Below are 13,225 nucleotides of genomic sequence, written 5' to 3'. Positions count from 1 at the left end.
CGCGCGTGAATATTCGCGGGCATGGTTACGATCTCTGAATCCACGCGCCGCACAACTTATCAACCAACGACGCCGACAACGGTTTTCCCTGTCGGCTATCCGATTTTCGACAACGACGATTTGCGCGTCACCTTAGATGGTGAGCCCTTTCTTTCGTTTACGGTGAGCGGAACATACATCAACGGCATAGCGACGGATGCCGCCATCAATGTTACTGGCCCCGGCATTATTGGTGATGTTGTCATCGACGGTTATCGACTACCGCGCCGCACTGATCAGTACAAGAATGGCGCTCCCCTCAAGATCGAAGATCACAATTATTCCTTGAACCGCGTGGAAATCACGCTGCAAGAGCTTCGTCGTGATACCGACGACAACACGTCCCGCATTGACGGGATGATTGATGAGGTCACCGATATAACAGAGCGAGCCGAAACGGCAGCCTCTAAAGCCGAAACTGCAAATACTGCTGCTCAGCAGGCGAAAGACGAATCCGAGCAAGCTCGTGATGAGGCTGTGGCTGCCGCTGCTGGCGTTAATCTGCCGTCCGTTTCAATCGGAAATGCTGGCCAGACGCTAGTCGTAAAGCCCGACGGCAGCGGTTACGATCTTCGCACGACGACGATATCCGTCCCAACTCGTACTGTTCTGAAGGCGTTATCCGTTGTTTTCAAATCGGTATACCTTACCGAAGCGGGGCGGGAAGGCACATTCATTTCTAAGGCCGGTTCGCCACCCGTAGCGGACACGCAGGAAGGCGTCTACGTAGTCAGCAACACAGCTGGATATTATTGGGAGCGTGTCTATGCTCCGATGCGCGTACCAAGTGTAACGGCGTTCGGCGCAAAATTAGACGGCGTTACAGACGACAGCCCGGCTATACGCGGGGCCTTGTCTGTATGCAAAGAGGCTTTCATCCCTCGTACTGATACCGGCTTTGTGGCGGGAGATATTGATATAAATCCTGCATTAGGTCATGTGATCTCTACAGTTGGATGCCCTACGTGGAAGATTAAAGACACAGCTTCATGTGCGATCCGAGTTCTGCCCGGTGCTGTCGCCGGGAAGTATGCTCGGATCAGTTTGTTCCTATACGATGGGCAGGCGGCACCGAATACATCAGGGGCAATTTTGATTAATACATCTTCCGGCATTGTGCTCGGTCTTCGCATTGAAGGAATAACCGCCAAGGATTGCGGGTTTGCCTATAAGGAGGAAGATAGCGCGTCTAACTACGTGGTTGATTTCACGATAGGAGACACGCTTTGTTACTTCACTCGCGGCAGACAAATATACTCTCGTCGATCGCGTGGGTTCTTTAACTGGAACGACATCAAGGTAGATAATACCTATAATGTTGCAGGTGGACGTCCTGTGGTTACTTGGAACAGTATCTACTTTGGGGATATGATCGGCCTCGAGTTTAACAAGATTGATGTTGTCGGCCAGGTGCCGGGAAGTCTTGCCCATCAGCCAAGTGCATATGGTGTTATTATTGATGGCATCGTTTCAACCGGTCGCGGGTCTATTTATGGTAGACGAATATTGGTCGACAATTCTACCGGACACGGGGTTCTTATGACTGATGTGTTCAATTGTGAGGTTGAAATAATCCAAGGGTTCCAAGTGCTCGGAGCGCCGATTACAATGACACGAGTAAAAGATAGCACCTTCAGTAAGATTAAAACCTATGGTGCACTTGGCCTTACAAACGCAGTTCCAGCCCAAAGCGGGTTTATCCAGCAAAGTTGTTCTTATGTGACGGTACTATCGTTTGAAGGCGAGAATAATCTTGGCAGTGGGTCCGTAATGTCCGGTTGTTCGGACTGCAGCATATTAGGCGGATATTCCAAGAATAACGGCGCTTATGGCTATCTTGACGACGGCGGGGCCAGGAACAAGCGAGTTGGTGTGACTGCCAGGGGGAATACATCTGGTTCTCTTTTCCAGAATGCAGCAAGCTGTGCAACATTTTCTTGGACGCCTGATAACGGAACGCCAATTGCGAGCACCATTGGCGTTACCACCGTATAATCGCTTGACGAAGCTGACACAAACCCGCCATATGCTGACTATGGCGGGTCAAGATTTTATTAGAAGCAATGAGATTGATGGTCTTAGGGGCCTAGCCGCGGCTGCGGTTGTATTTTACCATTCCATTTTGTACGCAGGTGATTTAGCGTCCACAACACTACTTTTGCCTATACAGGATTTGCAATCTTTACGCGATAAAATAACCAAGCTGGTGCTCCTGGCTTTAAACGGTCATAGCGCTGTAATGCTTTTCTTTGTTCTAAGTGGGTTCGTTCTGACGTTGTCCCTAAATAGGGCGGGTGAGATTGATGCGAAAGCCGCTCTAAACTTTATTATACGGCGGTTGCTTAGGCTGTATCCAGTCCTCGTAGTTGTTTTGGCAATGTATTGGATTATATCGTACGTTTATTATCTTCTGGGTTGGAACGGCTTCCCATTGCCAAGTTTTGAAAACTTTATTCGTAATGCGGTTTTGGTACAGAATGTCTGGATAGGTCCATCCTACACAATACAATTGGAGATATTGGCTGTACCATTCATTCTAATATTCTACATTATTCGGCGTAAATTTGGCATATCAGGCTTACTTTTTTGCATAGTTTACGCGTTGCTGGCGATAAACGAACCAGCATTGACTTTTCATATCCCAGAAATGGAACATTGGCTTATTGCATTCGTGATGGGAATAGTAATAGCAGAGCCGGGTTGGCGATCTTACTTCTCTAGTTTTTCTCCTGCCGCCATTTGGGGCATTGCTTTTCTGTTCTTATTTTGTCGGGTTGGCGTTATGTTGGTTGCCCCATCAGCTATAGTTGCACAAGTTTTGCTATGCGCCGCATTGGTAGGGTCTATCTGCTACGCGCAGCATACAGGCGGTTTGCGTGCGGCGCTTCGTCTCCCATTCATCCAGCATTTGGGACGTATTAGTTACAGCCTTTACCTCGTAAATGTACTTTTCTTATTGATTATTTGGTCGCTGATCGGAAAATCAGCGATTTATCAGCACAGACCTGTCGAGGTTGGTCTGTTGGTGGGATTGGTGGCCACTGCTCTTTCAATCCCGGTTGCAACATATCTGGAAAAGCATGTGGAGCAATGGGGCATACGGATGGGACGTAAATTTTCAGTATCGAGAGCGCCGCGTAATGACCCGGCAACCCACGCCGCTCCATAGTTCATTTCAATACCTGAACTAACCAAGCCGCCCACTGAGGCGGTTTTTTCTTTGCCGAATGGTGTGCTTTGCGCCGGTCGCCCGATCCTGTGATTTTCCGGACAACGGAAGAACTCAGGAGCGCGCGTTATGGCTCGCCAGAATTTGGAACCATCCCTCAAGCTATTGTTCGGTGACGAAGGCGGCTACTCGAACCGCGCTACCGACAGCGGCGGCCCGACGAAGTTCGGAATAACCCATCGGACACTTGCCGCATATCGCGGCGTTCCGTCCGTGACCGCCCAACAGGTCAAGGACATGACGATCCAGGAGGCCGAGGAAATCTACCGGCGCTCCTATTGGCTACAGTCTGGCGGCGACCTTCTTCCTTCTGGCCTCGACTATGCGGTATTCAACTCCGGCGTTATGTCCGGCCCCTCGCGCGCTGTCAAGATTTTGCAGTCTGTCGTCGGCGTTACTCAGGATGGTGTCGTAGGCGTTCAGACTGTTGCCGCAGTCAAATCCTATCGTGGCGGTGTCGAACAACTGATCCGCGATTATTGCGACGCGTACATGAGATTTCTGCGCGGTATCGGTGGTAAGCAAGGGTTCTCTGCCAATGGTCGCGGCTGGACGATCCGCATCACCGGCGTCGACCCCAAAGGCCAGTGGAAAACGACGTCGGGTGTTGTAGGCAACGCGATCGCAATGTCCCGCCGGGGAACTGTCACGCCGACGAATGTCGCTGACCCCGCCGGTGCGCCAAAGGCCAACCCGAAAGACACATCGATCGTCGAGACGTTGAAGAAGCCAGAGGCATGGGCGCCGCTTACCGGCGTTCTGTCCGCCATTGGAGCCTTCGCGGCTGGGTCCGGTCCCGTTCAATGGGCGCTTGCAATCGGCCTCGTCGTTGGCGTCGGGGTTGGTCTCTGGAAGTTCGTTCTCAGCCAGAAGGCGGCGGCGTGATGTTGGGTATCGCTGACATTCTCAAGATGGGTGCCGCAGCCCTGGCTGGCGCTGTCCTCGCTGGGTTCGTCGCTCACGGCATGGGCGTAAGTGACGGCAAGAAACAGGCTTCAGCCGATGCGTTGGCTGCGACCGTCAAATATTACCAGGACAAGGGGGTAATCAAAAATGAAGTGGACGCTGCTGACGCTGCCGCTCTTTGCGCTGATTACGGGCTGCCAGACGACGAACTCCCTGAGTGCGTGCGCCGGGTTCGAGAAGCTTCGGCCAAGTCTGGATACGTCGGTGAACATTCTGACGACTGACCGACCATTCGCCAATCAGGTGGCGGCACACAATCGATTTGGGGTTAAGGCGGGCTGCTGGAAATGATGCCGATGGACAACGATGCACCGACTGCAAATCGCCTCGTTGAATTGCCAGAGCGGACAAAGGAATTTTTGTCAAAGCTGGATGACGACGATATTGAAACCCTCGAAGATGCCATGCAGTTCTATGCGACCGTCCGCACGCTTGGCCGCGTCGGCAAGTGGACAGTTCTCACGATCTTGGCCGTTATCGTTGGCGTCGTCTCGCTTTATGAAAACGTTCTGAAAATGCTCGGGTGGTTCCACAAATAAGCGGCGGGTTGACGTTCCTACCCGCCGCTTATAGTTTCCTTGCCTAATGGGAACGCCGCCCTTTTAATTCAATCTCTTGCGGGAGACTACGAATCTGGGGGTCAGAGGTTCGAATCCTTTCGGGTGCGCCATTTTTCTCAAGACAATTCAGTGATTTGCTTCGGCGCAAGCCGAACATGCTTACACATTGCTTTGCATATTTTCCGAATTGACTGATTGCGACTTCGTGACGTTTTTGTTCTCTCCGCTATATGTGGCTCGACCTATCGGCATCACATTTCTGCAGTGGAATTTTTCTCATGAAGCATCACGCGCTCGTCTGGCTGCGTAACGATCTTCGAATCAACGACAATCCCGCACTGGATGCAGCCGCCGAAACAGGCGGGCATATCACAGCGGTTTATGTTCATGAGACCCTTGCCGAGATTCGCGCGCCTGGCGGTGCAGCGCGGTGGTGGCTCGATCAGAGCCTGAAAGCGATAGGAAAGCAGCTCGCTGATCGTGGTATCGAACTTCTCATCGAGACTGGTGATGTGAGGAATATCCTTCCTCACCTGATTGCAAAATTGGCCATAACCGAGCTGTTCTGGAATCGTCGCTACGCACCGGCGGAGCGTGAACTCGATGCAAAACTGAAGGCACAACTCAAGGAGAGCGGAACCGGTGTAAGCTCATTTCCTGGCAACCTTCTTCTTGAGCCCTGGGAACTCAGGACGGCCAGCGATACGCCCTATCAGGTCTTCACCCCTTTCGCCAAAGCGTTGCGCCACCACCATGTTCCCCGCCCGCTTTCTCGAAGGCAATGGGATATCAAACCAACACAGGAAACCTGCTATTCGCCCAACGTTCCTTCCTGGGCGAAAAAGTTCGATGGGCTTTGGAATATTGGAGAAGACGCGGCGCGCGACTGCCTGACATGTTTTCTGGCGAACATGCTGTCGGCCTATACCGAGGATCGCGACGTTCCCGGCATCGACGGAACTTCAAGACTTTCACCTCATTTGCGGCTTGGTGAAATCAGCGCGCGTCAGGCGTGGTATGCCACGCTGGCGTTTATGGACGAGCATCATTCGGCACGCGCTGGCGGCGACAAGTTTTTGTCAGAGCTGATCTGGCGCGATTTTAATTATCACCAGCTCTATCACCGCCAAGATATCAGCCAGTACGATATGCGTAACGCCCTCTCCGGCATCGCATGGCGCGATGATCCGGCTGCATTCGAAGCGTGGCGACGCGGACAGACGGGCTTTCCCATCATCGATGCCGGTATGCGTCAGCTTTGGGACACCGGATGGATGCACAATCGTGTGCGAATGCTCGTGGCATCTTTTCTCACCAAGAATCTGCTCATCGACTGGCGGAAAGGCGAAGATTGGTTCTGGGATACGCTCGCGGATGGTGATGTCGCCAGCAATCCGGGAAGCTGGCAGTGGGTGGCAGGCTGCGGCATGGACGCTGCGCCCTATTTCCGGGTCTTCAACCCAATTCTGCAGGGTGAAAAATTCGATGCCGAGGGACGATATGTCCGGCATTGGGTGCCAGAGCTATCCGGCCTGTCGAACAAATGGCTGCACAAGCCATTTGAGGCGCCCAGTGATGTGCTGGCCAGTGCTGGAATTGCGTTGGGCAGTACCTATCCCAAACCAATCATTGATTTGCAGGCCTCACAACGCGAGGCCCGCAAACGGCTCAACAGCCAGCCGTAATCAGCGCGCTTCCAGTCCGCCATTCTCAACGATAAAGTCGATGATTTCCGGCACGCCCTTGCCGCGATGGAGGTCGGTGAAACCGAATGGACGCTTGCCGCGCATGCGTGCCGCATCGCCTTGCATAATATCGAGATCGACATGAACGTGAGGGGCAAGATCGCTCTTGTTGATTACAAGAAAATCTGACCGCGTGATACCCGGACCGCCTTTGCGCGGAATTTCCTCGCCCTGACAAACAGAGATGACATAAAGCGTCAGGTCCGCCAGATCAGGTGAGAAGGTGGCTGCGAGATTGTCACCCCCGGATTCGATGAAGACGATCTCAAGATCGGGAAACCGCCGGTTCATTTCGGCAATTGCCTGCAGATTGATCGAAGCATCCTCGCGGATTGCGGTATGCGGGCATCCACCTGTTTCGACGCCCATGATCCGATCTTCGGACAAAGCCTGAGAACGCGCCAGAATGAGAGCGTCTTCCTGCGTGTAGATATCATTGGTAATCACGGCGACCGAGTATTTATCACGCAGCGCTTTGCAAAGCTTTTCGGTCAGCGTCGTCTTTCCCGATCCCACCGGTCCACCGATGCCTATACGCAAGGGTCCGTTTTTCTGTGTCATGTGCGAAAAAGCCTCGAATGTTGGGTTTCGTGTTTCATGGCCATGATGTCGCTAATGTAAGTCGCGGAACCAAGGTCACTCAATGAAGTTTTTTCTATTCGCGCCGCTGTTTCGGCGAGAACCGGTTCCAAGTCTGACATTGTCGCAGTCACGCCGCTTTGCCCCATGACCGAAAGACGGATCGATGCCTGCAAAAGATTGATACAGAAGGCTTGCAGAAAGGCGGCGAGTGTCAATCCAAGCGATACTCCGTTGCCGCCCGCTACGGCACCGACTGCCACCGGATAGGGACAATCGGCTGGCAGGCGGTCGAATGCGGAGCTGGGCCAGCTTCGGGCTGCAGCCAGAAACGCCTCGCCCTGCAGCATCGTTTCCATATGACGTTCGCGCGAACCGGCCAGTGCTTCGGCCAGTTCTGCAACTTCGACAAGATTGCCTTCGGTAACCGCACGCCGCCAGCTTTCCGCGCAAAGCACGGCGTCGTTCCAGCCGGAGCCACGTGTTACAAGCCAGCGCAGCCAATCGCCCGTCGTGGCCGTGTCTGCGATATAGCCGTCATGGACTGCGCGCTCCAGCCCATGACTATAGCTGAACGATCCCACCGGAAAGACGGGCGACAGCCAGGCCATCAGCCGCAGCAAAGCGGTGGTGGTATCAGTCGTGGTGGTGGTGATGATGTTCATGATCGTGTTCGTGATGACCATAATGATGATCGTGGTCATGCCCATGGTCATGATGCGAATGGCCGCCGGAATAAGCGCCGCGTAGCGGACTGAAAATAGCCGTTACATCCGTAACCGTTGCACCAAGCCCCTCAAGCATCGCCTTTATGACATGGTCGCGAAGAATGAAGATGCGATCACTCTCGATCTGGGCCGCGAGGTGGCGGTTGCCGATATGCCAGGCGAGTTCGGCAATATGCAGCGGATCACGCCCGCAGATTTCGTAAAGTTCCTCGCTTGCAGCGCGGATTTCGATCTCGCGTCCGTCATCGAGGACGAGCCGGTCGCCGTGCTCGAGCACGATTGGCTCTGCAAAATCGACGAGCACCTTCTCGCCGCCTTCCAGAACGATGGCCTTGCGCCGCAAATGACGTTCATCGCGTTCGAGAACGGCGTGGCCCGTAGGCACAGCATCGATCACCTTATCTGCACGAATAATGGCAGTGGCACGAAACATTTGTTTGCCTTTCAAGATCAAAACATGAAGTAGCGTTGCGCCATTGGCACGACGTCGACGGGCTCGCAGGTCAGAAGTTCGCCATCCGCGCGCACCTCATAGGTTTCCGGATCAACTTCCATTTGCGGCATCGCATTGTTGAGGATCATGGAATGTTTGCCGATGCCACCTCTGGTATTGGCCACGGCAATCATCTGCTTGTCCACCCCAATCTTCTCTCGAAGCCCTTCATCCATTGCGGCCTGCGAAACGAAGGTAATGGACGTATTGGTGCGGGCTTTCCCGAATGAGCCAAACATCGGGCGATAATGCATTGGCTGCGGCGTTGGAATCGAGCCATTCGGATCACCCATTGGCGCGGTTGCAATCCAGCCACCAAGCAGCACCATTTCCGGCTTCATTCCGAAGAATGCAGGGTTCCACAAAACGAGATCAGCGCGCTTGCCGACTTCCACCGAACCGATTTCATGCGCCATGCCATGAGCGATAGCGGGGTTGATGGTGTATTTCGCAATGTAGCGGCGCGCCCGGTAATTGTCATTGCCCGGTTTGTCGTCGGGAAGACTGCCGCGCTGCTTCTTCATCTTGTCCGCGGTTTGCCAGCAGCGAATAATCATTTCGCCGACACGGCCCATAGCCTGGCTGTCGGAGGAAATGATGGAGAACGCTCCCATATCGTGCAGGATGTCTTCTGCCGCGATAGTTTCCTTGCGGATACGGCTTTCTGCAAAGGCAATATCTTCCGGGATTGCCGGGGACAGATGATGGCACACCATCAGCATGTCGAGATGCTCTGCAATCGTATTGACCGTGTAGGGCCGGGTCGGGTTTGTCGAAGCCGGCAACACGTTCGGATACTGACACACGCGAATAATATCCGGAGCGTGTCCGCCACCAGCGCCCTCCGTATGGAAGGAATGGATCGTGCGCCCCTTGAAGGCGTTGAGCGTATCTTCGACGAAGCCACCTTCGTTCAGCGTATCGGTATGGATCGCAACCTGAATATCGAACCGGTCTGCGACCGAAAGGCAATTATCGATCGCAGCCGGTGTCGAGCCCCAGTCCTCATGCAGCTTCAAACCGCAGGCGCCGGCGCGGATCATTTCTTCCAATGCACCGGGCAGCGAAGCGTTTCCCTTGCCGAACACACCGATATTCATCGGCAAGCCGTCGAACGACTGGATCAGCCGGGCTATATGCCACGGCCCCGGCGTGCATGTGGTGGCAAGCGTGCCGTGAGCAGGTCCGGTGCCGCCACCCACCATGCAGGTGATGCCCGCATTGAGTGCTTCATCCACCTGTTGCGGTGAGATGAAATGGATATGCGTGTCGATACCGCCCGCAGTGAGTATTTTACCCTCGCCTGCAATGATTTCGGTGCCGGGTCCGATGATGATCGAAACGCCGGGCTGCGTATCAGGATTTCCGGCCTTTCCGATCACCGCGATACGCCCGTCTCGCAGTCCCACATCGGCCTTGTAGATACCGGTATGATCAAGGATCAGGGCATTGGTAATCACTGTATCCATTGCGCCATCGGCGCGGGATAATTGGCTTTGCCCCATACCGTCGCGGATCACCTTCCCTCCGCCGAATTTTACCTCTTCACCATAGGTGGTGAGATCCCGTTCGACTTCGATAAAAAGTTCCGTATCGGCGAGGCGCACCTTATCGCCGACAGTAGGGCCGAACATTTGCGCATAGGTGGCGCGACTAATTCTGGCTGGCATGAAATGTCTCCGTCACCTGTCTTAAAGTTTTCCCATGACCATCTGGCGAAATCCGTAGATTTCGCGCTTGCCGCTTACGGGAACCAATGTCACGTCGCGCTCCTGGCCAGGCTCGAAGCGCACGGCAGTTCCGGCTGCAATATCCAGCCGCTGTCCGAGCGCCTTGTCGCGCTCGAAAGAAAGGGCCGCATTCACTTCGTAAAAATGAAAATGGCTGCCGACCTGGATGGGGCGGTCGCCGGTATTGGCGACCTTGATCGTGATGGTGGGTTGACCCTGATTGAGTTCAATATCGCCGTCCTGCGTAATAATTTCGCCGGGGATCATGTCACACCTCACCCGGCCATCAGCATCAGGCCGCCAAGCGCGGTAGCGCCACCGGCCAGACGCAAAGCAATTCTGCCATTCCTGCCCGCCAGAAGCCGTCCTGCGGCAAGGCCGATACCCATGCCGGCGGCATGTAGCAGTGCGGTCGCAAGCGTAAATCCAGCCGCATAAGAGAGGAATGTCGCACCTCCGATTTCTCCGCCATGCGCATGTCCGTGAAAGAAGGCAAAGAAACCGGCAATAAGCGCACCGACAACCGGAGAGACCGGGAGGGCAAGCGCCACCATAAGACCCAGCACGACGACCGAAGCCAGAATGACCGGCTCAACAAAGGGCAGTGGCATGCCCAAAAGTGCCGCCACAAAGCCAAGTAGCATCACGCCGACAAATGCTGCTGGCACGACGAAGAGTGCTCGTCCACCGAGCATGGCGGCCCAAAGCCCTACCGCAACCATCGCCAGGATATGGTCCGCGCCGGAGAGCGGATGCGTGAAGCCCGCCGCGAATGAGCCGTGTTCGGCCGGATTGAGATGGGCAAAGGCAGGGCTTGCGGTGAGCGCCATCGCTACCGCGGCGAGAACCGTAGTCTTCTTCATTATCGTACCTTTCAAAAAACAGGTTCGCTTCGGCGAAACCTGAAAATCAGCGAATTGGCTCGTGAACCGTCACGAGCTTTGTGCCATCGGGAAATGTGGCTTCAACCTGAATGTCGTGGATCATTTCGGGTACACCATCCATCACCTGTTCACGGGTGATGACGTGCGCGCCTGCTTCCATAAGGTCGGCGACTGAGCGCCCATCGCGGGCACCTTCAACGACAAAATCGCTTATCAGTGCGATCGCTTCCGGATGATTGAGTTTTACCCCGCGCTCCAGACGGCGGCGGGCAACCATGGCGGCCATGGCGATCAAAAGCTTGTCTTTTTCCCTGGGCGTCAAATTCATGACTTCATTCCAACTTCATACTTTCAAAGCGGTATGCATTCCGCTGGCGTTAAAAGCGGCGGGATTGCCGCGAACTCAAAATGTCCAAACTTTGGGCAGTCCTGCCTTGCCGTTAAGCAGGGCAAGCAATGGCCCCAGACGTTTGCGCAAGGTGTAACTATCCGGCGCGTGAAGCCGCATCATCAGTTTGGTTGCAGGGCCAACCTGCCAGAGGCTGGCACCGCCCTCCTCTCCAATGATCCGCCGGGCGGCTTCCAGATGTCTCCCGGCCTCCCCTGAAATCAGAAGCACGGTGGCAACGGCAAACGCCCCATCCGTCACTGGACGCGCTTGCAATTCGGCCTCAACATCTGGTCCCAGCCGAAACTCTTCGGCGTGCACAAGCCTCCCATCGGGCCGCCCACCCAACCGCACACGCCAACGGTCACTGAACATCGCTTCATCAACCCGCTCACCCATGGCAAGGCGCCCGAATATGGTCGCCTCCACCACCAGGATTTCCGCCCCTTCCTCCAGTTCGACATCCAGCGTTCGTGACAACACGGATTGATTGAACAGAATGGTTTCCTGCGGAAGCCAAGCAAGACGCGTGCCTTTTGCAGCCTTCAAGCGCGTGGCAATGCGTGCCTCGCCGCCCCCTGAGCGATAGATGCGCTCACAGGCCTGCGTGGTAATGACAGCCGAAGCGTTTTCGCCAAGCTCCACATCCCATCGCAGTCGGTCACCGCCCGTCAGCCCTCCTGATGTGTTGATCAGGATTGCTTCCAGCGGATCGCCTCCGACCTGCGGCATGCGGATCTTGGCTGCGCCTTCCTGGTAAAGCCTGGAAATGCGCGAACGCCCGTCCTTGAAATGTATCGAAAGCCCGCCCAGCCCGTTGACGCGCTGCGAGGAGAGCTCCGCTAACTTATTGTTATTTATTATCATCTGCGCGAATCTCGTATTGCTCTTCTAAAGCAGAACCGAGCGCAGAATAAAGGGGGGTGGGGGTGCGGCAGGACGCCGCCACATATTGGAAAGCTTGAAAATGTTTCATCAAAAGTCACAGCAATCCCACCCGAAGCAATGTTTCGGATGGGATTGATCGGTCAGTTTTTTCTGGTCAAATACGCATTGCCGCCGGGTGCGTGACCGTCTTTCGATAGAGATGCCAGGTCGCATGACCAAGGATAGGTATCACTACCGCCAACCCGGCAAACATCGTGACAAAACCGACGATCAGCATCGCGGTTACGATTGCAGCCCAGAGCAGCGATTCCATGGGGTTGCGCATGACGACACGCAACGATGTCGCAACCGCCGCCGCCGCACCGCAATCCTGATCAAGCAGCATCGGGAAAGTCACAATCGTCGAGCACAGGACAACGATTGCAAAAAGCAAACCAATGCCACAACCGGCAAAAATCAGGCTCCGTCCCTCTTCCGTTGACGACACCTGATTCATCAACATTGAAAAGCTTTCGGGCGGCATCGGTCCGAAATAGTGAACATAGAGATTTTGAGCCACCAGCAGCCATGCAATAAAGATTGCGAACAGAAAAGCACCGACAGCCACAATAGACGGCAATGCCGGAGAATGGCTCACATCGAGTGCACGTTTCCAGGATGTGTCCAGGCCTTCTTCACGGCGTCGGCTCATCTCATAAAGCGGCAGCGCAGCAATTGGCCCGATCAGGGCAAAGCCGGACATCAGGGGAAACAGGAGCGGCAACGCATTGGCGTTTGTGCTCCAGTAAGTGATGAGCAGCCCCGCCAGCGGATATATGAGACAAAGGAAAACGTAATGCGATGGCTTCGCCCAGAAATCGTCGAATCCCAGACGCAAGGCATCAAATACATCCGCCATGCGGATGCGCTTAACTTCAGGATAAAAGGCTGATTGGTCTCGACCTGCAACAACATGAAACTGTGCCATGACGCTCCTCCTGCGGGTGAGGCAGTCCT

General features: G+C 54.6%; 15 protein-coding genes. 6 read left to right on the top strand and 9 right to left on the bottom strand.

The window, feature by feature from the left end; genetic code table 11:
• Positions 1-21 precede the first annotated feature (21 nt).
• The 6 genes from HWX93_RS13725 (at position 22) to HWX93_RS13700 (ending at position 6,479) form a co-directional block, all read left to right on the top strand.
• Positions 22-2,034 carry a hypothetical protein gene (locus HWX93_RS13725; protein WP_176037623.1) on the top strand — a complete coding sequence of 671 codons (2,013 nt, stop codon included), beginning with the start codon at positions 22-24 and terminating at the stop codon, positions 2,032-2,034.
• 4 nt (positions 2,035-2,038) lie between these two features.
• Positions 2,039-3,208, top strand: coding sequence for an acyltransferase family protein (locus HWX93_RS13720; RefSeq protein WP_176037622.1), 1,170 nt, complete (start codon positions 2,039-2,041; stop codon positions 3,206-3,208).
• Positions 3,209-3,337: 129 nt separating this feature from the next.
• Positions 3,338-4,153, top strand: a complete 816-nt coding sequence (locus HWX93_RS13715; RefSeq protein ID WP_176037621.1) for a glycoside hydrolase family 108 protein — start codon at positions 3,338-3,340, stop codon at positions 4,151-4,153.
• Positions 4,153-4,458 carry a hypothetical protein gene (locus HWX93_RS13710; RefSeq protein ID WP_176037620.1) on the top strand — a complete coding sequence of 102 codons (306 nt, stop codon included), beginning with the start codon at positions 4,153-4,155 and terminating at the stop codon, positions 4,456-4,458. The genes HWX93_RS13715 and HWX93_RS13710 overlap by 1 nt, the downstream gene beginning before the upstream one ends.
• Positions 4,459-4,512: 54 nt before the next feature.
• The gene (locus HWX93_RS13705) at positions 4,513-4,773 is read left to right on the top strand and encodes a hypothetical protein (RefSeq protein ID WP_176037678.1); all 261 of its coding nucleotides are present in this window, start codon (positions 4,513-4,515) and stop codon (positions 4,771-4,773) included.
• 299 nt (positions 4,774-5,072) lie between these two features.
• A complete protein-coding gene (locus HWX93_RS13700; RefSeq protein ID WP_176037619.1) occupies positions 5,073-6,479 on the top strand; it encodes a cryptochrome/photolyase family protein in 1,407 nt (468 codons plus the stop codon).
• On the opposite strand, the gene ureG is transcribed toward HWX93_RS13700, so the two are convergent.
• The 9 genes from ureG to HWX93_RS13655 form a co-directional block, all read right to left on the bottom strand.
• The gene (gene ureG, locus HWX93_RS13695; protein WP_010658108.1) at positions 6,480-7,100 is read right to left on the bottom strand and encodes an urease accessory protein UreG; all 621 of its coding nucleotides are present in this window, start codon (positions 7,098-7,100) and stop codon (positions 6,480-6,482) included.
• On the bottom strand, positions 7,097-7,783 hold the full coding sequence (locus HWX93_RS13690) for an urease accessory protein UreF (RefSeq protein ID WP_109985976.1): 687 nt from the start codon (positions 7,781-7,783) through the stop codon (positions 7,097-7,099). The genes ureG and HWX93_RS13690 overlap by 4 nt, the downstream gene beginning before the upstream one ends.
• Positions 7,755-8,279, bottom strand: a complete 525-nt coding sequence (gene ureE / locus HWX93_RS13685; RefSeq protein ID WP_176037618.1) for an urease accessory protein UreE — start codon at positions 8,277-8,279, stop codon at positions 7,755-7,757. Before ureE ends, HWX93_RS13690 begins: the two co-directional genes overlap by 29 nt.
• A 17-nt stretch (positions 8,280-8,296) precedes the next feature.
• A complete protein-coding gene (gene ureC / locus HWX93_RS13680; protein ID WP_176037617.1) occupies positions 8,297-10,009 on the bottom strand; it encodes an urease subunit alpha in 1,713 nt (570 codons plus the stop codon).
• A 21-nt stretch (positions 10,010-10,030) separates the two neighbouring features.
• The gene (locus HWX93_RS13675; RefSeq protein WP_010658104.1) at positions 10,031-10,336 is read right to left on the bottom strand and encodes an urease subunit beta; all 306 of its coding nucleotides are present in this window, start codon (positions 10,334-10,336) and stop codon (positions 10,031-10,033) included.
• An 8-nt stretch (positions 10,337-10,344) separates the two neighbouring features.
• Positions 10,345-10,932, bottom strand: coding sequence for a HupE/UreJ family protein (locus HWX93_RS13670; protein WP_151652192.1), 588 nt, complete (start codon positions 10,930-10,932; stop codon positions 10,345-10,347).
• A 46-nt stretch (positions 10,933-10,978) separates the two neighbouring features.
• Entirely contained in the window at positions 10,979-11,281 is a 303-nt protein-coding gene (locus tag HWX93_RS13665) for an urease subunit gamma (protein WP_151555446.1), read from the bottom strand.
• A gap of 75 nt (positions 11,282-11,356) precedes the next feature.
• Positions 11,357-12,208, bottom strand: coding sequence for an urease accessory protein UreD (locus tag HWX93_RS13660; protein WP_176037616.1), 852 nt, complete (start codon positions 12,206-12,208; stop codon positions 11,357-11,359).
• Between the two features lie 175 nt (positions 12,209-12,383).
• Positions 12,384-13,196, bottom strand: a complete 813-nt coding sequence (locus HWX93_RS13655) for a DUF2189 domain-containing protein (protein ID WP_151555448.1) — start codon at positions 13,194-13,196, stop codon at positions 12,384-12,386.
• Positions 13,197-13,225: the final 29 nt, after the last annotated feature.

The sequence above is a fragment of the Brucella tritici genome (assembly GCF_902825325.1).
In the GTDB taxonomy this organism is placed as follows: Bacteria; Pseudomonadota; Alphaproteobacteria; order Rhizobiales; family Rhizobiaceae; genus Brucella.
This window is presented reverse-complemented; position numbering and strand designations above follow the sequence as displayed.